The sequence below is a fragment of the Mycobacterium sp. genome (assembly GCF_049278535.1).
In the GTDB taxonomy this organism is placed as follows: domain Bacteria; phylum Actinomycetota; class Actinomycetes; order Mycobacteriales; family Mycobacteriaceae; genus Mycobacterium.
Genome location: NZ_JBAPMI010000081.1, coordinates 1 through 19,010, shown reverse-complemented (window position 1 = coordinate 19,010; position 19,010 = coordinate 1). Strand labels below are relative to the sequence as shown.

Here is a 19,010-nt window from a genome sequence, read left to right as displayed (position 1 = left end):
CATGCCCGAGGGTGACACCGTTTTTCGTACCGCGGAGGCACTGCGCAAGGCATTGGTCGGTCGCACGCTGACCCGTTGCGACGTGCGAGTCCCCCGCTTCGCCACGGTCGACCTGAGCGGTCGTGTCGTCGACGAGGTGTGCAGCCGCGGTAAGCATTTGTTCATTCGCGTCGGCCCGGCCAGCATCCATTCACATCTCAAAATGGACGGCAGCTGGCGAGTGACGTCGCGGCCGAGCCGCGCCGACCACCGGGTCCGAATCATTCTGGAAGCCGGCGATATCCGCGCGCTCGGAATCGACCTGGGCGTGCTGGAGATCCTCGACCGCGGCAACGACGGCGACGTCGTTGATCATCTGGGACCCGATCTGCTGGGCGACGACTGGGATCCCCAAGTTGCCGTCGCCAACCTGACAGTAACGCCCGACCGCGCCATCGCCGAGGCGCTGCTCGACCAGCAGGTGATGGCCGGGATCGGCAATGTCTACTGCAACGAGTTGTGCTTCGTCAGCGGACACCTGCCCACCGCACCGGTGAGCGCGATCACCAATCCGCACCGACTGGTCACCCGCGCCCGCGACATGTTGTGGGCCAACCGCTTCCGCCAGAATCGCACCACCACCGGAGACACCCGGGCCGGCCGGCAACTGTGGGTGTACGGCCGAGCCGGCCAGAGCTGTCGTCGCTGCGCCACGCCGATCAGGCGCGACGACGGCGGCGAGCGGGTTGCGTACTGGTGCCCGGCCTGCCAACGGTGAACAGCCAAGGCATGGCCATTCGGTTAACGACCGGGCTTGTCCGCGACGGCCGCACCGCGCGCTTCAAAAGTCCTGGCGCGGCATGCAATGATCGCAATGTCAGCGGCTTTGCCCGCTGTCGGCAATACCCGCGGTTCTGCTCAGCGGACAGGATGAGAAAGGACGACCACCCCCGTGCGTTCGCCCAAACCTGTGCGATCAATCCTGACCGGTCTCGTCCTGGTTTTCACTTCGCTCAGCGCCATGGCAATAGCCGCACCGAGCGCGCATGCCGACGCCGTCGACGCCAGCTTCTTGAATGCGTTGAAGGCCAAAGGGGTTACCTTCGCATCCGGTCAGGCCGCGGTCATCGCCGGTCATCAGGTCTGCGATGCGCTGGACGGCGGCAGGGCATCGAGCGACGTCGCGAATGACGTGATGCAGCAGAGTGGTCTTGACGGCTACCACGCCGGGTTCTTCGTCGGCGTCAGCATCGCCGCGTTCTGCCCTCGCCATGCGGGGGCCTGACCACTCCCGCATACTGGGGTATCAACCCCAACGGAGCATCTTTGATCATCGAGAAATTAATTGTCGGCGCCGTCGTCGCGCTCGGTGCGACCGTTGCTGCGGCACCGCCGGCCGGTGCCGACCCCAGCCAGTTCGGCACCCTCAGTTGTAGCTGCAACCCGGCCGTCGGGATTCATAGCAGCAATCCCGACGTCAAGAGCCAAGTGGATCAAGGCATCCAGCAGGGCCTCGATTCGCTGCATCGCAACCCGCCGGGTCCCGGTTTCTGAACTGACTCAGGAGATTTCGGTCATCCCGCCGACGGCGGCGGCTTCATTACCTTGCCCTTGAGCTCGGCGCCGATCGCGATGTCTTCGTATTTCTGCGCCTTGCGTTTGCGCCAGCCGGTTCCCGGTGAAATCGGCGGTGGCATGAGCGGCGGCATCATCGGCATGCCGGGAGCTCCGCCCGCGCCGAGCGGCGTTGCCGCCGACGCAAGCTGTACGGGCGTGGACAGCAGTGGCGCAGCGCCGGGCGGCGCAGACAGGTTACCCATTGGCACCGCGGCGCCCAGCGCCGCCGAGGTGTTGATCTCGCCGAGTCCGGCTGCGCCCAGCGCGCCCAGACCTCCGCCGCCGCCGGCCTGGCCCAGCGCCCCCAACGCTCCGGCCGCGCCCCCACCCAGATTCGCCGCGGCCCCACCCAGCGCGTCTTCACCTTCCGAGACACCCTGGCCGATCTGGCTGCTCACACCCTGCAAGGCCTGGGCCGACTGGTTCTGCGCCAGGTAGCTGAGCAGGTTGATCGGAAATCCGGACGAGATGAACTGGTTGGCATACTGGTTCCCCAAACCGATGTAGCCGGTTACTGGGTCCCCGATACCGATGTTGATCCCACCGGGGGTGGCCGCTGACACGGCGGTCCCCGATGAGGTGGTGGCGGCCGGTGCCGCCGAACTGGCTTGCGCGGTCAGGCCCGACGGATTGGTATTGGAGGTCGGCGACGTCAACTGCGGCAGTGTCGAGGCCTGGGACGAGGCAGCTTGGTAGCGGGTCATCGCCGCCGAATTGTTCGCCCACATGGTTTGGTATTCAGATTCGGTTTGAGCGATGGCCGGAAGATTTTTCCCAAAAGTGTTGGTGGCCAAAAGGTGTGCCAGGCGCGTCCGGTTGGCCACGACCGTGGCCGTCGGCACCACCGCCGCTTGGACAGAGTTGAACGCGGCCGCCGCGGACCGTGCCGCCGAGGCGGTCTGCTGAGCCTGCAGCGCCGTGGTCCGCAGCCACGTCACATACGGCGTGACCGACTGGAGCATCGCTATCGAGGAAGGGCCGTACCACGACTCGTCAACTGAGGACACCGACGCGGCAAAGTTGTCCGCGGCGTCTTCCAGACTGGCGCTGAGCTGTTGCCACGCCGCAGCGGCATTGGTCAGCGATTCCGCACCTGGTCCCGAATGAATCAGTGCGGAGATCACCTCAGGGGGCAGCGTCGTGAACTCCATGACTCAAAACATTTACTACCGTGGGGAAACGCTTGGAACACCGGGTTGACCACGGTGAAAAGAACCCTCGAACATTGAGCATCGCCCCCTTACGAGATGGCGTTGATGGAGTTAAGCAGCCGTGGCCTGAACTCAGCGGGAATTGGTATGTAACCGTCGGCGGTCAATTTGTTCTGAACTGTACCGATAGCGCTCTGCAAAAATGCTCGAACGGCCGTGCCGACCTGCGGGTCCGGATACTTCGAGCACACCACCTCATATGTCGCCAGCACAATCGGGTACGCCCCGGGCTGGTTGGGCCGGTAGAACGAGATGGTGTCGAGGGCCAGATCGTCGCCCTTCTTGATGAACCAGGCCGAGGAGATCGTCTTGCCCACCGACTCGGGGCTGATTGCCACCGGATCTGGACCGGCCGACGTGATGATGCTGGCCGCGTTCAGGTGTTGCGACTGAGCGAACGACCACGCGAGATAGGTGATCGAGCCTTCGGTGTTCTTGACCGCCTCAGCGGCGCCATCGTTGCCGACCGCACCGTCACCGACGCCACCGTTGAACTTCCGTCCGGCGGGGAAACCCCAGGTCCCTCGCGACGCGGTGTCGAGATACCGCTGGAAGTTGTCTGTCGTCCCTGATTCGTCGCTACGAAATACGACGTGAATCGGCTCAGCGGGCAGTTTCACGCCCAGGTTCTGTAACTGGATCGCGGCGTCGTTCCATTGATTGATCTGGCCGTTGAAGATCTGGGCTGCGGTCAGACCGTCCAGGATCAGCGATTCGACGCCCTTGACGTTGAAGGCGATGGCGATCGGGCTGATCACCATCGGCAGGTTCCACGTCGGCGAACTGCACCGCTGCTGCGCCTTGGCGTACTCGTTTGCGGTCGGCGTCGAATCAGAACCGGCGAAATCGCTTTTGCTACTGAGGAAGTCGTTAATCCCGGCACTGGAATCATCGGCGGTGTAGTCCAGCGACTGGCCCGGGCAGGCTTGCGCAAAATTCTTGACGAATTCGCTCATCGCGTTTTTCTGAGCGGTGGAGCCGCTGGCCTTCAGGGCCGGCTTGCCTCCGCAGGTCACCTTTACCGGGGCAGCGCTCGTGCTCGCACCACCGCCGGAAGCGTTGTTGTGACCGCCGCATGCTGATAAGAGCAGCACGCCCGTCACTAGAATGCCCAGTGCGGCGTTGAATCGATTGAGCTTCAATCTAATTCCTTCAGACGGTACCGAGGAGGTATTCGCACCGGCGCATAGGACGCCACACTGCTGTGCCGCTTGCATCCATGAGGCATCGTAACAAGATTCGCACTTCGGCAATCATGCCCGGCTTTCGCATGGGACACCGGACTCACGATTTCAGCCTGAGTTTCCCACCCGTTAACGATCTCGACCCGTGGTACCCACCTCCACGTGCGTACTCGATGCGCAGGCGGCGTGCGCTGACAAAGTTCACGCGCTGTTGACGCGCGCCTGCGGCCGCGGCGACGCTGGACGCATATCGTGGAATACCAACGGCGGGCTTGATGTTGCAGCTCAGTGACGTGCGTCGCATCCCTCGGACATCACGCGTCTGATCACAAATATCGATTAATTGAGCCGATCAAGACTCGTCAGTCGTTTACCAGTAGCCGGTACTTAACCAAGGACGGATGACGTGGAAGCATTACAGGGCTTCGTCAGCGCCCGCTTCGCTGACCTGACTACCTCTAGCGGCCTCACCGACTGGGCACGTCAAGTGCTCAATGCGGTCACCTCGGCGGCTGGGTCGGTGCGCAGTACCGCGCCGGCCTCGACTACTGCGTCACGGCTGCCCGCGGGCTTCGTGGGACACGATTTGCCGCGGATCAGCCCCGGCGCCGAGCGCTGCTGACATCGGCGGCGCGACCAACTCCCGTCGACTCACGAATTCGCGACGAGCACCGCTGCGTGGATCGTCGAACTCGATGCGCTTCGCCAGCAACTGCAGGGGCGTCGAAAAGTCGTCGGCGGCTACATCGATGACGGCGGGATACAACGGGTCCCCGTAAATCGGCACGCCCAGCGATGCCATGTGCACGCGAAGCTGATGTGTGCGCCCGGTGCGCGGCGTGAGCCGGTACAGCCCGTCGGCCGAAACCAGTTCCACCAGCGTCTCGGCATTGGGCTCGCCGTCCTCCTCGACGGCTTGAAAGATGCTGCGGCGCTTAATAATCCGACTGCAGACCACTTGTGGCAGCGCGACGCCCGGGTCGACCTTCGCCCGCGCGAGATAGGTTTTGTGCACCGCCCCACGGGCGAACAGCGTCTGATAGGCCCCGCGAACCTCGCGTCGGGCCGTGAACAACAGCACCCCGGCCGTCAGGCGATCCAACCGGTGGGCCGGGCTGAGCTCGTCCAGTCCGAGTTGTCGCCGAAGCCGCACCAGGGCGGTTTCGGCGACGTGGCGTCCACGCGGCATGGTCGCCAGGAAGTGCGGCTTGTCGGCGACCACGATGTCCTCGTCCTGATACAGCACCGGGACGTCGAATGGCACCGGCACTTCGTCGCGCAGCTCGCGGTAGAGGTAGACGATGGCGCCGGCCGGCAGCACGGTGGTGGGATCGAGCACCGCGCCCTGCTGATCGACGACCTCGCCGGCGGCCGCCTTGGCGGCCACATCAGGCCCGAACCGGCTGGTCAGCTCGTCGCCAAGCGGTCCGCCGCGCACCCGCAGCCGCGCCGGCCCCAGGCCGTCGCGTGGCGGCAGCGGCGCACGCCTCAAGTTAAGGGCACCGGCTCGAGGATCTCGGCGCGGGCTTCCGGAGCGCTGGCCCGCAGCGCATCCGCCGATGCGTCGTCGGGCTGGGCCTGGGACTGCACCTCGGCTTCGACCCGCGCCGTGTAGGTCTTGACCTCGCGGTCGACGTCGGCAGCGGACCAGCCCAGGATCGGCGCGACGATGTCGGCCACTTCGCGGGCGCAGTCGACGCCTCGGTGCGAGTACTCGATGGCAATTCGCGTGCGGCGCGCCAGGATGTCTTCCAGATGCAGCGCGCCCTCGGCGGTCGCGGCGTAGGCCGCTTCGACGCGCAGATAACCCGGCGCGGCGGCGATCGGGTTGAGCAGGTCGCGATGGTCGGCGGCCAGCGAAAGTACCTCGTTGATCAGCGACCCGTAGCGGTCCAGCAGATGGCGCACCCGGTACGAGTGGAGCCCTTCCAGCGCACCAACATGCTCGGTCTGGTTGATCAACGCGAAGTAGCCGTCGGCGCCGAGCAGCGGCACCTTCTCGGTGATCGACTGCGCAACTCGTGCTGGAACATATTGTGCCGCGGCGTCAATCGCGTCTGAGGCCATCACCCGATAGGTGGTGTACTTGCCGCCGGCGATGGCGATCAGGCCCGGTGCGGGCACCGCGACCGCGTGCTCGCGGGACAGCTTGGAGGTCTCTTCGCTCTCGCCGGCCAGCAGTGGGCGCAAGCCCGCGTACACTCCGTCGATGTCGTTGTGGCTCAACGGGGTAGCAAGCACTGTGTTGACGGTGCCGAGGATGTAGTCGATGTCGGCCTTGGTGGCGGCCGGGTGCGCGAGGTCGAGGTTCCAGTCGGTGTCGGTGGTGCCGATGATCCAGTGGTTGCCCCACGGAATGACGAACATCACCGATTTCTCGGTGCGCAGGATGATCGCCGCGTCGCTGACGATCCGGTCGCGCGGTACGACGATGTGCACGCCTTTGGAGGCGCGCACCCGAAATCGCCCGCGCTGCTTGGACAATGCCTGGATCTCGTCCGTCCATACGCCGGTTGCGTTGACGACGACGTGCCCGTGCACCTCGGTGATCGCGCCGTCCTCAGAGTCGCGGACCCGCACGCCGGTTACCCGGTCGCCTTCTCGCAGCAACGACACCACCTGGGTGGACGATCGCACCACGGCGCCGTAGTGCGCGGCGGTGCGCACGACGGTCAGGGTGTGCCGGGCGTCGTCGACAACGGTGTCGTAGTAGCGGATACCGCCGATCAACGCAGTGCGCTTCAGACCCGGAGACAACCGGAGCGCACCGGCGCGAGTCAAATGCTTTTGCGCGGGAACAGATTTCGCACCACCGAGCTGGTCGTAGAGCAGCAGACCGGCGGCCGTGTACGGACGTTCCCACCACCGCTTGGTCAGCGGGTAGAGAAACGGCAGCGGCTTGACCAGATGCGGCGCCAACGTGGTCAATGACAACTCTCGCTCGTAAAGGGCTTCACGCACCAAGCCGAATTCCAGTTGCTCGAGGTAACGCAGCCCCCCGTGGAACATCTTGGAGGACCGACTCGAGGTGCCGGATGCGAAGTCGCGTGCCTCCACCAGCGCCACTTTCAGCCCGCGGGTGGCAGCATCCAGCGCTGCTCCTGAACCCACCACGCCGCCGCCGATGACCACCACGTCGAACTGCTCGCTACCGAGGCGTTCCCAGGCCGCGGCCCGCTGCTCGGGCCCCAGAAACGAACCCGGCCGGGTCTGCTCGCTCGCCGGGACGCGAATCGGGTCGCTCACGGCACAGTCTCCTGTCGGTTACTCGTCAGTAGGTCGCTGGCCCCAAGGTTACCTGGGCGGGTCAGTCCAGGTCATCGTGTGCCATCAGCCGCCGCGCCGCCTCGGTGATCGACCCCGACAGCGACGGGTACACGCTCAGGGTCTGGGCCAGGTGGTTGACGGTCAGGCGGTTCTGCACGGCCATCGCGATCGGCAAGATCAGCTCCGAGGCGATCGGCGCGACCACCACGCCGCCGATCACCACGCCGGTGGCCTGCCGGCAGAAAAGCTTGACGAAGCCGTGCCGCAACCCCGACATCTTGGCCCGCGCGTTGGTCTGCAACGGCAGCATGATGGTGCGGGCCAGCACCGATCCGTCGTCGATGGCGGACTGCGGAACGCCCACCGCGGCCAGCTCGGGGCGGGTGAACACCGCAGCAGCGACCGTACGCAGCCGGATCGGGGTAACGGCCTCGCCGAGTGCGTGCCACATCGCGATCCGACCTTGCATCGCGGCAACCGAGGCCAGCGGCAGCAGCCCGGTGCAGTCGCCGGCCGCGTAGATGTTGGACACCGACGTCCGAGAGACCCGGTCGACGGTCAGATAGTTGCCGGGCCCGAGTTCGATGCCCACCCGATCCAGACCCAGACCTTCGGTGTTGGGCACCGAGCCGATCGTCATCAGTGCGTGACTGCCCTCGACGGTCCGGCCGTCGGCCAAGGTCACCAGCACGCCGGAATCGGTACGGGTCACCGAGCTGGCGCGGGCATTCTTGACGAGTTCGACGCCGCGTTCGGCGAAGATTCGCTCCAGTACGGCGGCGGCGTCGGCGTCCTCGTAGGGCAGTATCTGGTCGCGGCTGGCGACCACCGTGACGTCGACGCCCAATTCGGTGTAGGCGTGCACGAATTCGGCACCGGTGACACCGGAGCCGACCACGATCAGGTGCTCGGGCAGGGCCTGCAGATCGTAGAGCTGACGCCAGTTCAGGATGCGCTCGCCGTCGGTCCGCGCGGTCGGCAGCTCGCGGGGGCTGGCGCCGGTGGCGATCAGCACCGCGTCGGCGTCATGGGTGCTGGTGCCGCCATCCGGCGCGGTGGCCTGGATCCGGTGCGCCGCCAGACCCGGCGTCGTGTCGACCAGCTCACCTCGGCCGGCGATCACCTCGACGCCCGCGTTCTGCAGTTGGGCTTTCACGTCGGCGGACTGGGCGGAGGCCAGGGTCTTGACCCGCTGATGAATTTCCGGCAGCGAGATCTTGGCGTCGTCGATGTCGAGGTCGAAACCCAGATGCGGAGCACGGCGCAATTCGGTGCGGACACCGGTCGAGGCAATGAAGGTCTTCGACGGCACGCAGTCGAAGAGCACCGCGGCGCCGCCGATGCCGTCCGAGTCGATGACGGTGACGTGCGCGTCGCGCGCGGCTGCGACGAGCGCCGCCTCGTACCCCGCCGGCCCTCCCCCGATGATCACGATGCGGGTCGCCACAGCCTTAACCTAACGAAGGTCGCGGATGGCCGCCGCGTAAGCGGGAGCCGTTTAAGCTTTGTCCGTGCCGATCTACGCCGCGTACGGCTCGAACATGCATCCCGAGCAGATGCAGCAGCGTGCACCGCACTCGCCGATGGCCGGAACCGGCTGGCTGCACGGCTGGCGGCTGACCTTCGGCGGCGAAGACATCGGCTGGGAAGGCGCGCTGGCCACGGTCGTGGAGGATCCCACCTCGAAGGTATTCGTCGTGCTCTACGACATGACGCCGGCCGACGAGAACACCCTCGACCGGTGGGAGGGGTCCGAGCTCGGCATCCACAAGAAGATCCGGTGCCGGGTGGAACGCGTGTCGTCGGACACGACCACCGATCCGGTTCTGGCGTGGCTGTATGTGGTGGACGCCTGGGAGGGCGGTCTGCCGTCGGCGCGTTACATCGGGGTCATGGCGGACGCCGCTGAAATCGCCGGTGCGCCAAGCGAATACGTCCACCAAATCCGGACCCGTCCGGCCCGCAACATCGGTCCGGGCCACGGCGGCGAATAGCCTCGGCTAGCTAGCCGATCGCGGCACACTGCTCGACGATGTTGACCATCAACCGCACCCCGATCCCCAGCGCGCGCTCGTCGAGGTCGAATGTCGGCTGATGCAGGTCCAATTGCGGACCGCGGCCCGACCACACCCCGAGCCGTGCCATCGCGCCGGGCACTTCCTCCAGATACCAGGAGAAATCTTCGCCGCCACCGGATTGCCTGGTGTCGGCCAGCGCATCCGGGGCCAGGGCCTCGATGGCGTGGGTGATGATGCGCGTCGAGACCTCTTCGTTGACCACCGGCGGAACACCGCGGCTGTACTGCAGGGTGTGCACGATGCCCAGCGGCGCCAGCAACGCCGTCACCGTGTCCCGGACGATGTCCTCCATGCCCAGCCAGGTCTCGCGGCTGGCCGTGCGGATCGTGCCCGCCAGCGTGCCGCTCTGCGGGATGGCGTTGGCGACCACGCCCGCGTTGACTGCGCCCCACACCATCACGGTGCTGTTGCGCGGGTCGATGCGGCGGGACAACACACCGGGCAGTCCGGTGATCAAGGTGCCCAGCCCGTAAACCAGGTCGCCGGTCAAATGTGGCCGTGAGGTGTGACCGCCCGGCGAAGAAAGGGTGATCTCGATCATGTCGGCCGCCGAGGTGATCGGTCCCGATTTCACCGCGACCTTGCCGACCGCAAGCCGGGGATCGCAGTGCAGGGCGAAGATTCGGCTGACCCCGGACATCGCTCCCGCGGCAATGGTGTCGATCGCACCACCGGGCATCAGCTCTTCGGCAGGTTGGAAGATCAGCCGCAGCCCGACGGGCAGCTCCGGTGCACCCGCCAGGGCCAGCGCCGTCGCCAGCAGGATCGCGGTGTGCGCGTCGTGCCCGCAGGCATGCGCGGCGTTGGGCATGGTCGAGGCGTACGCGGCCCCGGTCCGCTCGGCCATCGGCAACGCGTCCATGTCGGCCCGCAACGCGATTCGCGGCTCCCGGTCGGGGCCGAAATCACAGGTGAGCCCGGTTCCGCCGGGTAGCACCTTCGGGTTGAGCCCGGCCTCGACCAGCCGCTCGGCAACGAACTGGGTGGTGACGAATTCCTGGCGACCGAGCTCCGGATAGCGGTGGATGTGCCGCCGCCACTCGACCAAGTCGTCGTAGTGCGCGGCCAGCCAGCGCTCAGCGATATCGGAGAGGCTCATGACGCCGCCCGCCGTGCCTGTGCCTCGAGCACTCTGTCACGTTCTGCTTGTGACTCAGCGAGGCGAACAACCGTGCGCGCCAACATGATCGCGCCGTCGACGACCGCTGTGTCGGCTGTCGGCCCAGCGGCTGCGGCGGCGAAATCGGACTGGTGCAGCGACGCGCCGCCGGCATCCACGGCGACCATCGGATGGATGCCGGGCAGCAGCTGGGTGACGTTACCCATGTCGGTGCTGCCCAGCGGCAGCGCCACCTCGAGCGCCTTGTCGACGGGCGAGCGGCCGAGCCGCGTCATCTCGGCCCGCACGGTTTCGGCCAGCCATGGGTCGGGTCTGAGCGCGTCATACATCGGCTCGGTCTGCTCGACGCTGTAATCGCAGCCGGTGGCAACCGCACCGGCCAGGAAACAATCGCCCGCCTTGCCTTCCAGACCGGCCAGCGACGACGCGTCGGTGGCCCGCATCGTGTACTGCATCTCGGTGTGCGCTGGGATAACGTTGGCGACCTGCCCGCCCTCGGTCACGATGCCGTGCACCTGCTGCCCCGGCACCAGTTGCTGGCGCAGCAGCCCGATCGCCACCTGCGCGACGGTGACGGCGTCGGCGGCGTTGACACCCAGGAACGGCGCGGCCGACGCATGGGCTTCTTTTCCGCGATAGGTCACCCGAACCGCGGACAGTGTCAGCGACCGGGCGGCCGCGATGTCCACCGGACCGGGATGCATCATCACCGCGACCGACAGGTCGTCGAATACTCCGGCGTTCAGCAGCAACACTTTTCCGCCACCGAACTCTTCAGCGGGCGTGCCCAGCAACGAAACTCGCAGACCCAGCTCGTCGGCGACGTCGGCCAGCGCCAGCGCGGTGCCGACCGCGGACGCGGCAATGATGTTGTGGCCGCAGGCATGACCGATCCCGGGCAGCGCGTCGTATTCGGCGCACACGCCGATAGTCAACGGACCGCTGCCGAAGTCGGCGCGAAAGGCGGTGTCCAAACCGCCGACTGCTGAGGTGATCTCGAAACCCCGCTCAGCGACCAATGTTTGCGCTTTGGCGCAACTGCGATGTTCGGCGAACGCCAACTCCGGTTCGGCATGGATCGCGTGCGACAACTCGACGAGGTCGGTGCTACGACGACGCACCGTCTCCTCGACGCGATCCAGCGCCGGGGTTGAGGCCATCGTCGCAGTATCTCACCGACTATCGCCGGCGGTGACAACGACTAGTTGGGTTGGCCCGCTACAACGGTTGGTTTCCACTGCGCTGAGCGACCGAGATGGGCGAGGATCCGGTCAAGGTCGTCGGCCGGATCCGCAGACGGGAGCGCCGGGCCGAACGGCGCGTTGTCAATCGCGCGGAAGTCGCCGTCGGGCACGAAGAGCGCCAACGGCACCGCCGCGGCCACGACGTCGGCCGGCAGCTGGTAGGCCTGACCCATCGTGCGAGCCACGTCCCAGCCGTGCACGACGTAGTCCACATAGTGAAAACCGATCGCCATCGCACCCGGGAACGTCGCCGCGGGCGCTAACTCCGGCAGTGCGAACGCCGCGTCGAGCACGTCGGCACCCACGAAAGCGTCGATCACCTCATTGGCCGCCGCGGCATATGTGCCGGCCGGGTCGGCCGCTACGGCTTCGGCGACGCTCTCCGGTTGCCATACGGCCTCGTCGGCGCCATGTCCGCGGGCGGCGGCGGCAAAACCGCGGTGCTGGACGGTCATATGAGTCAGCAGGTCGGCAAGGTTCCAGCCGACGCACGGCGTCACCTTCACCAAGTCGTCGGTGGTCACCGACGAGACCACGTCGACGGAGTTCAGCACGGCAATGCGGTGCAGCGGGCGAATATCCTCATTTGTATGCATCCGCCTACCGTATGCATACACATATGATCTGTCCAGCTTTATCATCAGGCGGTGGTGCGCAACCAGTCGCGTCCAGACTTGGCCGAGATGCTGGCGGAGCTGGCCCGTAAAACCGTGGCGGCCGAACAGCCAGTGCTGGCAGCGCACGGCTTGTCGATGTGGGGCTACATCGTCCTCATCGCACTGGATCGCTCGCCGATCCGCACCCAGGCGGCACTCGCCGAGGCGATCGGCGCCGATAAAACCCGGATCATCCCCACCCTCGACGAGTTGCAGCAGCAGGGGTACATCGATCGGATCCCCGATCCCGATGACCGCCGGGCACGCCTACTCGAGATCACCGAGTCGGGGCGGTCCATCAAGAACACCGTGCGGGCCGCGATCCAGCATGGGGAGGAGCGCTGGCTCGGACAACTCGCCACCGACGACCGAGACGCCTTTCTGCGCGCGCTGCAGCAACTCAGCGGGCGATTCGCCGATTAGGCTGCCGACTGTGAACGATGGTCCGCGCGACCCCGATGCGCTGGCACGGACGGCGGCGCAGTCCATCGCCGATCGCACCGGAATCGCCGAACACGACGTGGCGATTGTCCTTGGATCAGGCTGGGCGCCAGCGGTTTCCGCGCTCGGCCAACCCACCGCGACGCTGCCGATGGCCGAGTTGCCCGGATTCACCCCGCCGTCCGCGGTCGGCCACACCGGCCAGGTGCTTTCGGTGCGCATCGGCGAGCACCGGGTACTGGTGCTGGCAGGGCGGGTGCACGCCTATGAGGGTCATCACCTGCAGCACGTCGTGCACCCGGTGCGGACCGCCTGCGCGGCCGGCGCCCGCGTTGTGGTACTGACCAACGCCGCCGGCGCGGTGTGCCAAGACTTCACAGTCGGCCAGCCGGTGCTGATCAGCGACCACCTGAACCTCACCGCGCGCTCGCCGCTGATCGGGGCCCAGTTCGTCGACATGGTCGACGCCTACGCCGCACGGCTGCGGGCACTGGCTCGTGAGGTCGACCCGGAGCTGGCCGAAGGCGTGTACGCCGGGCTGCCCGGCCCGCACTTCGAGACGCCCGCCGAAATCCGGATGTTGCGCACGCTCGGTGCCGGCCTGGTCGGCATGTCGACCGTGCACGAGACCATCGCGGCGCGGGCCGCCGGAGCCGAAGTGCTCGGGATCTCGCTGGTCACGAACATGGCCGCGGGCATCACAGGTGAGCCGCTGAGCCACGTCGAGGTGCTTGCCACCGGCGCGGCGTCGGCGGCCCGGATGGGTTCGCTCCTGGCCAACGTCGTCGCACGGCTGTAGAGCGACTCCCGTGACACCGGAGGACTGGATCGCGCACGACCCCGATCCGGCGACTGCCGCGGAACTCAGCCGGTGCGATAAAGCTGAGCTGGCGGTCCGGTTTTCGCATCCACTGACGTTCGGCACCGCCGGCCTGCGCGGGCCGGTGCGCGGCGGCCCGGACGCGATGAACCTCGCCGTGGTGCTGCGGGCCAGTTGGGCGGTGGCGACGGTGCTCGCCGGTCGCGGACAGTCCGGCGCGACAGTGATCGTCGGCCGCGATGCGCGGCACGGGTCGGCCGCCTTCGCCGCGGCGACCGCCGAAGTGCTTGCCGCCGAGGGTTTTTCGGTGACACAACTTCCGTATCCGGCGCCGACGCCGGTGCTGGCATTCGCCGTCCGGCACACCGGCGCGGCGGCCGGGATTCAGATCACCGCGTCACACAACCCACCTGCCGACAACGGCTACAAGGTCTACTCGGACGGCGGAATGCAGATCGTCTCCCCCACCGACCGCGAGATCGAAACCGCCATCGCCACAGCGCCATTCGCCGACGAGATCGCCAGGCTGCCGGTCGAACCCGCCGGCGCCGGACTGGTCGAGCAGTACATCGAGCGGGCCGCGCGAGTGCGGCGCTCGTCGTCGGGCCCGATCCGGGTGGCGTTGACGCCGCTGCACGGCGTGGGTGGCGCGCTGGCAATCGACACACTGCGGCGGGCCGGGCTGTCCGACGTACACACCGTCAGTAGTCAGTTCACTCCCGATCCCGACTTCCCGACGGTCGCCTTTCCCAATCCCGAAGAACCCGGCGCCACCGACGCACTGCTGACCCTGGCCGCCGATGTCGACGCCGACATTGCCATCGCGCTGGATCCCGACGCCGACCGGTGCGCCGTCGGTGTACCCACGCCGTCCGGTTGGCGAATGCTTTCCGGTGACGAAACTGGTTGGCTGCTCGGCGATTACATTTTGTCGAAGATCAACCCGGACGATCGGCCGTGCAGCGTGGTGGCCAGCACGGTGGTGTCGTCGCGGATGCTCTCCGCGATCGCCTCGCACTGGGGCGCGCAACACGTCGAGACCCTGACCGGCTTCAAGTGGCTGGCCCGCGCCGACTCGGGCCGGCCGGACAGCACACTGGTTTACGCCTACGAGGAAGCCATCGGGCACTGTGTCGACCCGGCGGCAGTCCGGGACAAGGACGGCATCAGCGCCGCGGTGCTGATCTGCGATCTGGTCGCGACGCTCAAGGAATCCCACCGTTCGGCGCTCGACGCACTCGACGACCTCGCCCGCCGGTTCGGCGTCCACGGCGGTGCCGCCGTATCCCGGCCGGTGGGCAGCGCTGAGGAAGCGACCCAACTGATGGGCCGACTGCGGGCATCACCGCCGACGCGCCTTGCCGGATTTCATTCGGCCACAACAGACCTCTCGCACAGTGCGGCAAATCGCACCGACGCGCTGATCTTCGCCGGCGGCGACGCCGACACGTCGGCCCGGGTGGTGGTCCGGCCGTCGGGCACCGAGCCGAAAGTCAAGTTCTACATCGAGGTTCGGTCCGCGGTCACGGGAGATCTGGCCCGCACCCGCCACCACGCCGCGGCAATCTGTGACGATCTGGCCGACGCCGTGCGTGGCTGGTAAGTCAGCGCGGTCCGAACTGGCGGTCGCCGGCGTCGCCGAGACCGGGCACGATGTAGGCGACATCGTTGAGCCCGTCGTCGATGGCAGCGGTGAGCAGCCGCGCGTTAGGCGCCGACTTCTCCAGCGCCGCAACACCTTCGGGAGCAGCCACCACGCACAGCACGGTGACGTCGTCGGCGCCGCGGCGATGCAGCAGGTCGATGGTGTGCGTCATCGATCCGCCGGTGGCCAGCATCGGGTCGAGGACGATCACCGGCCGGCCACGCAGATCGTCGGGCAGCGACTCCAAATACGGCGCAGGCAAGGCGGTTTCCTCGTCGCGGGCAACTCCGACGAAACCGACCGACGCCTCCGGCAGGAGCGCGTGTGCGTGCTCGACCATGCCCAGGCCTGCCCGCAATACCGCGACCAGCAGCGGTGGGTTGGCCAGCTGCGTACCTGTTGTCTCGGCCAATGGCGTACGCACAGTGACTTTCTCATGCGGCGTATCGCGGGTGGCCTCGTAGACCAGCATCAGCGTCAGCTCGGCCAATGCGGCGCGAAACGCCGCATTGTCGGTGCGCTCGTCGCGCAGTGCGGTCAGCCGGACCGCGGCCAGCGGATGGTCAACGACTCGTACGTCCACGGCGCAATCCCACCAGTCTCAGCAGTCCCTCGGCAAGGGACAGCGCCTTACGCGCCGAAGAAGTTGAAGATGTCGAACCCGTACCCGACCAGGTCGATCAGCGGTTGCCCGGAGATCAGCGGCGACCCGTCGAGAATCGCGTCCGGAGCCAGGTTCGGAAGGCTCGCAGTCAGATCCATCCAGGCGGTGAGCAGCGACGCGTCAAGGTGGTTGGTGAAGTCATAGCCCGACACCACGTCGAGGAACGTCCCCGGCAACTCGGGCCGGCCGAAATCCTGCAGAAGGTCGTTGATCGGTCCGAGGATCGTCTGCGTCGCGGCGTGTTCCACGCCGGCCAGCATCTGCAGCGGATCCATCTTGGGGATGAAGCCGTCCACACCGGAGGCCATCAGCTGGCCCGTCGCATCCACCTGCCAGGGCCCGGCCACCCCGATCGGGTCGATCATGACCCCGCCGGGCCCTTCGACCGGGATGCCCGCGCCCGGGTCACCCGGGTTGCCGTAACCCCAGTCGTCGATCAGGGTCGCGAACGGGCTGAAGGCGTCGTAGAAGAAGTGCCCGGCCGGGCCACCGTCGTACAAGAACGCCAACGCCGGCAGCGGTGCGGGGATCGCCCAGAAGTTTGAGTTCCCGATTGTCCCGAGGTCGATCATGTTGGTCGTATCGAGGTTCACCCCGGGATCGGGGTCCGGGTAGTACGGGTGAACGGTTTCGATACCGATCAGCGCGTTGAGGTCGGCCCACAGATTGCTCGGGTCCAGTGGGAAGTTCGCCCACCCGTCGTACTCGCCGGTGAAGATGTCGGTCGCGATCCCGCTGGTCGGCGTCGGGTCCAAGCTCAACGGAATGTCGAGAAACGGAACGTGTTGCGGTTCGGGGCTCAAGCTGAAAGCGCCGACGCCGTCCGGGAATTGGAAACGGTCCAGGATGCCGCCGATGGCGCTGTTCGGATCGCCGAGCAGCGTGACGTGCAGGTCGTTCAGATTGCTCTGGTTATTCGCGATCAGCTCGTTCATCCACTGGCTGGCGACCGTTGCGCTCTGCGAGTAGCCGAGCACCGAGATGTTGTTGAGTGGGTTGCCAAGCAGCTGATCCGCCGCACCGTGCAGGTCGGTGACGCCGGTGTTGACCGATTGGCCAAAAGTCAGCGGGAGCTGACCCGGGCTGCTGCACTCGATCGGGCAGAACTGCTCCGGGGTTTCCAATGGCTTGTAGTCGTATGTCAGCGGCAATTGGTTGAGGTAGAGATTCTCGACGCTGCTGAGGTAGTTCGAGTCCGGTATCGGGTTGCCGGTGCCGCCCATGATGAACCCGAAGTTGTCGACCAGGCCGACCTCGGCCATCAGCGTCCGCAGACCGGACGTGAACGTCGACGTCGTGCTCAGCACGGCGGCGCACGCGGCTGCCGTCAAGACAACACCCGCCGTGCGAGTCCGCACACCCGTCATCGAAGACCTCCCTGCCCACGGGTGGAACCCCCGACCCTGTGGCGTGGCTGAATCGTAGGGCCTGCGTGTTACCCCATGCGGCAAAGTCACAGAATTTTTTCAGGAACGGGTAAACGACACAGGCGCGCGGGTCCCGACCGGCCGGCCGGCGCGCTCATATACTCCGGCCATGCGACGCCGACCAGGGCGAAATAGCAGGCGAAATCGAGCGGTCAGCCTCTTCGGCGTGCTGACCGTCGCCACCGCGCTGATGTCGTGGCCGAACCCGGCTCAAGTACCGCTCGGCTCGCGTGTCGACATGGCGGCGGCCTCGATTCCCAGTCCCGCGCACGTCGTCATCGTGGTGGAAGAGAACCGCTCGCAGGCCAACATCATCGGGAACAAGGCGGCGCCCTACATCAACCAGTTGGCCGCCAACGGCGCGATGATGGCGCAATCCTTCGCCGAAGTGCATCCGAGCGAACCCAACTACTACGCGTTGTTCGCCGGCAACACGCTCGTCACGGCCAACGTCTGCCCGGTCAGCGGCGGCAACATGCCCAACCTCGGCTCGCAACTGCTCGCCGCCGGCTACACGTTTGCGGGTTTCGCCGAAAGCCTGCCCGCACCGGGCTCCGGAGAATGCAAGGCGGGCAAATACGCGCGTAAGCACGTGCCCTGGGCCAGCTTCACCAATATCCCCGGCTCGTATTCGCTTCCGTTCTCGGCGTTTCCGGCCCCGTTGAATTACGCCGGCCTGCCGACCGTCTCGATGGTCATCCCCAACCTCGACAACGACATGCACGACGGCTCGATCGCCCAGGGCGACCAATGGCTCTACCAGAACTTGTCGCAGTACGCCGCGTGGGCGAAGGCCAACAACAGCCTGCTGATCTTGACCTGGGATGAGGACGACAACAACTCGCACAACCAGATTCCTACGGTGTTCTACGGCGCCAACGTCCGTCCCGGCAGCTACAACGAGACGATCAGCCACTACAACGTGCTATCCACGCTGGAGCAGATGTACGGGCTACCCAAGCTCGGCTACGCCGCCAGAGCACCCGCGATCACCGACATCTGGGGTGCCTGACCCCGATCCGGCGGGCGGTCGTCGCTATTGTGTGCCGCATGGTTGCTGACCTCGTGCCAATCCGCTTGAGCCTGACCGACGGTGACCGCTACACCGTGTGGGCGCCCCGCTGGCGCGACGCCGGCGACGAGTGGGAGGCATTTCTGGGTAAAGACGAAGACCTCTACATCTTCGAGACACCCGCTGACCTGGTCGCGTTCGTGCGCACCAATACCGACAACGATCTCGTCGACCACCCGGCTTGGAAAGCACTGACCGAGGCCAACGCCCACAAGCTTGAGCCCGCCGATGACAAGCACTTCGACCTGGTCGCGGTCGAGGAGCTGGTTTCGGACAAGCCGACCGCCGAGTCGGTGGAATCGCTGGCCAGCGCGTTGACGATCGTCTCGTCGATCGGGTCGGTCTGCGAGCTGCCGGCCGTGATGAAGTTCTTCAACGGCAACCCGACGCTGGGCACGCTGGGCGGCGGCATCGATCATTTCACCGGCAAGGCCGGACTCAAGCGCTGGAATGCCATCGCCGATGTCGTCGGGCGCGGCTGGGATGACGTGCTGCACGCGGTGGACGAGATCGTCAGCATCCCCGACGTGGACAGCGCCGTCGCCGATATCGCCGCCGCCGAACTCGCCGAGCCGGCCGAAGAAG

At 66.5% G+C, this 19,010-nt stretch carries 18 protein-coding genes and 1 pseudogene; 9 read left to right on the top strand and 10 right to left on the bottom strand.

Going from position 1 to position 19,010, the window contains the following annotated elements; all coding sequences use genetic code 11:
* Position 1: 1 nt before the first annotated feature.
* The 3 genes from nei2 (at position 2) to WAO18_RS05145 (ending at position 1,533) form a co-directional block, all read left to right on the top strand.
* Complete coding sequence (gene nei2, locus WAO18_RS05155; protein ID WP_422204426.1) at positions 2-757, top strand: endonuclease VIII Nei2; 756 nt, start codon at positions 2-4, stop codon at positions 755-757.
* Between the two features lie 243 nt (positions 758-1,000).
* Entirely contained in the window at positions 1,001-1,264 is a 264-nt protein-coding gene (locus WAO18_RS05150; RefSeq protein WP_422204424.1) for a DUF732 domain-containing protein, read from the top strand.
* A gap of 41 nt (positions 1,265-1,305) precedes the next feature.
* Positions 1,306-1,533: a hypothetical protein gene (locus WAO18_RS05145; RefSeq protein ID WP_422204422.1), complete on the top strand. Its 228-nt coding sequence runs from the start codon at positions 1,306-1,308 to the stop codon at positions 1,531-1,533.
* A 20-nt stretch (positions 1,534-1,553) separates the two neighbouring features.
* On the opposite strand, the gene WAO18_RS05140 is transcribed toward WAO18_RS05145, so the two are convergent.
* From WAO18_RS05140 to WAO18_RS05120, 5 genes are all read right to left on the bottom strand, one after another.
* Positions 1,554-2,747 carry a PPE family protein gene (locus WAO18_RS05140; protein WP_422204421.1) on the bottom strand — a complete coding sequence of 398 codons (1,194 nt, stop codon included), beginning with the start codon at positions 2,745-2,747 and terminating at the stop codon, positions 1,554-1,556.
* Between the two features lie 89 nt (positions 2,748-2,836).
* Positions 2,837-3,949, bottom strand: coding sequence for a phosphate ABC transporter substrate-binding protein PstS (gene pstS, locus WAO18_RS05135; protein WP_422204420.1), 1,113 nt, complete (start codon positions 3,947-3,949; stop codon positions 2,837-2,839).
* A gap of 595 nt (positions 3,950-4,544) precedes the next feature.
* Complete coding sequence (locus WAO18_RS05130) at positions 4,545-5,483, bottom strand: RluA family pseudouridine synthase (RefSeq protein ID WP_422204418.1); 939 nt, start codon at positions 5,481-5,483, stop codon at positions 4,545-4,547.
* Positions 5,480-7,237, bottom strand: a complete 1,758-nt coding sequence (locus WAO18_RS05125) for a glycerol-3-phosphate dehydrogenase/oxidase (RefSeq protein ID WP_422204417.1) — start codon at positions 7,235-7,237, stop codon at positions 5,480-5,482. The genes WAO18_RS05130 and WAO18_RS05125 overlap by 4 nt, the downstream gene beginning before the upstream one ends.
* Before the next feature lie 61 nt (positions 7,238-7,298).
* The gene (locus WAO18_RS05120; protein WP_422204415.1) at positions 7,299-8,705 is read right to left on the bottom strand and encodes an NAD(P)H-quinone dehydrogenase; all 1,407 of its coding nucleotides are present in this window, start codon (positions 8,703-8,705) and stop codon (positions 7,299-7,301) included.
* Positions 8,706-8,769: 64 nt separating this feature from the next.
* Between WAO18_RS05120 and WAO18_RS05115 the strand changes: the two genes are divergently transcribed.
* Positions 8,770-9,252: a gamma-glutamylcyclotransferase gene (locus WAO18_RS05115; RefSeq protein WP_422204413.1), complete on the top strand. Its 483-nt coding sequence runs from the start codon at positions 8,770-8,772 to the stop codon at positions 9,250-9,252.
* A gap of 10 nt (positions 9,253-9,262) precedes the next feature.
* Here the strand turns inward: WAO18_RS05115 and WAO18_RS05110 are convergent, their stop codons facing one another.
* From WAO18_RS05110 to WAO18_RS05100, 3 genes are read right to left on the bottom strand one after another with little or no spacing between them, the layout of a single operon-like run.
* Entirely contained in the window at positions 9,263-10,435 is a 1,173-nt protein-coding gene (locus WAO18_RS05110) for a M20 family metallopeptidase (protein WP_422204411.1), read from the bottom strand.
* Complete coding sequence (locus tag WAO18_RS05105; protein ID WP_422204409.1) at positions 10,432-11,616, bottom strand: M20 family metallopeptidase; 1,185 nt, start codon at positions 11,614-11,616, stop codon at positions 10,432-10,434. The genes WAO18_RS05110 and WAO18_RS05105 overlap by 4 nt, the downstream gene beginning before the upstream one ends.
* 41 nt (positions 11,617-11,657) lie before the next feature.
* Positions 11,658-12,296 carry a TIGR03086 family metal-binding protein gene (locus tag WAO18_RS05100; protein WP_422204407.1) on the bottom strand — a complete coding sequence of 213 codons (639 nt, stop codon included), beginning with the start codon at positions 12,294-12,296 and terminating at the stop codon, positions 11,658-11,660.
* An 87-nt stretch (positions 12,297-12,383) separates the two neighbouring features.
* Here WAO18_RS05100 and WAO18_RS05095 point away from each other — a divergent pair, with 87 nt between their 5' ends.
* From WAO18_RS05095 to WAO18_RS05085, 3 genes are read left to right on the top strand one after another with little or no spacing between them, the layout of a single operon-like run.
* A complete protein-coding gene (locus WAO18_RS05095; protein ID WP_422204449.1) occupies positions 12,384-12,779 on the top strand; it encodes a MarR family winged helix-turn-helix transcriptional regulator in 396 nt (131 codons plus the stop codon).
* Positions 12,780-12,789: 10 nt separating this feature from the next.
* Complete coding sequence (locus tag WAO18_RS05090; protein WP_422204405.1) at positions 12,790-13,596, top strand: purine-nucleoside phosphorylase; 807 nt, start codon at positions 12,790-12,792, stop codon at positions 13,594-13,596.
* A 10-nt stretch (positions 13,597-13,606) separates the two neighbouring features.
* Positions 13,607-15,220 carry a phospho-sugar mutase gene (locus WAO18_RS05085; protein WP_422204403.1) on the top strand — a complete coding sequence of 538 codons (1,614 nt, stop codon included), beginning with the start codon at positions 13,607-13,609 and terminating at the stop codon, positions 15,218-15,220.
* A 1-nt stretch (position 15,221) separates the two neighbouring features.
* Here the strand turns inward: WAO18_RS05085 and upp are convergent, their stop codons facing one another.
* Together upp and WAO18_RS05075 are read right to left on the bottom strand one after the other, a co-directional pair.
* The gene (gene upp / locus WAO18_RS05080; protein WP_422204401.1) at positions 15,222-15,845 is read right to left on the bottom strand and encodes a uracil phosphoribosyltransferase; all 624 of its coding nucleotides are present in this window, start codon (positions 15,843-15,845) and stop codon (positions 15,222-15,224) included.
* Between the two features lie 47 nt (positions 15,846-15,892).
* Positions 15,893-17,293, bottom strand: coding sequence for a PE-PPE domain-containing protein (locus tag WAO18_RS05075; RefSeq protein WP_422204399.1), 1,401 nt, complete (start codon positions 17,291-17,293; stop codon positions 15,893-15,895).
* A 169-nt stretch (positions 17,294-17,462) separates the two neighbouring features.
* Between WAO18_RS05075 and WAO18_RS05070 the strand changes: the two genes are divergently transcribed.
* Positions 17,463-18,365, top strand: a complete 903-nt coding sequence (locus WAO18_RS05070; protein WP_422204398.1) for an alkaline phosphatase family protein — start codon at positions 17,463-17,465, stop codon at positions 18,363-18,365.
* 38 nt (positions 18,366-18,403) lie between these two features.
* A pseudogene (locus WAO18_RS05065) lies at positions 18,404-19,010 on the top strand (primosomal protein); the annotation flags it as partial.